1 pseudogene is annotated in these 422 nt (G+C 80.8%); it reads left to right on the top strand.

What is annotated here, in order from left to right:
* Positions 1-182: 182 nt before the first annotated feature.
* Positions 183-422 (top strand): annotated as a pseudogene (locus A4V12_RS39100) (alkaline phosphatase D family protein); the annotation flags it as partial.

Below are 422 nucleotides of genomic sequence, written 5' to 3'. Positions count from 1 at the left end.
ACCCCCCGCCCCCCCGACCCCCCCCCCCCCGACTCGAACGACGGCCCCGGTTTGACCGCCCCAACCGCCCCCTGGCCTGCGGCGGCCCCCCCCTCCCCGGCACCCCCCCCCGGTTCGCCCCCCACGCCGCGCGGCAGGCCGCCGCCACCCAGCACGGCCCCGCCCCCGCCCCCCCCCCGCACCCCCCGCCCGGCCCGGACAGGCGGCTGTCCCGGCGGCTGGGGTCCGCCCGCCCCCCCCGTTTCGACACCCCCGACCCCCGCCAGTACCGCTCCGACCAGGCATACGGGGACGGCTGGCAGACCCCCGGCCCCGCCTCCGAGGACCCCTCCCGCACGATGCTCGGCACCACGCAGGAACGCTGGCTGCTGGACGGCTGGAGAGCCGCGGACACCACCTGGAACGTCGTCCCGCAGCAGGTC

It is taken from the genome of Streptomyces noursei (assembly GCF_001646665.1).
GTDB classification, from domain to species: domain Bacteria; phylum Actinomycetota; class Actinomycetes; order Streptomycetales; family Streptomycetaceae; genus Streptomyces; species Streptomyces lavendulocolor.
This window is presented reverse-complemented; position numbering and strand designations above follow the sequence as displayed.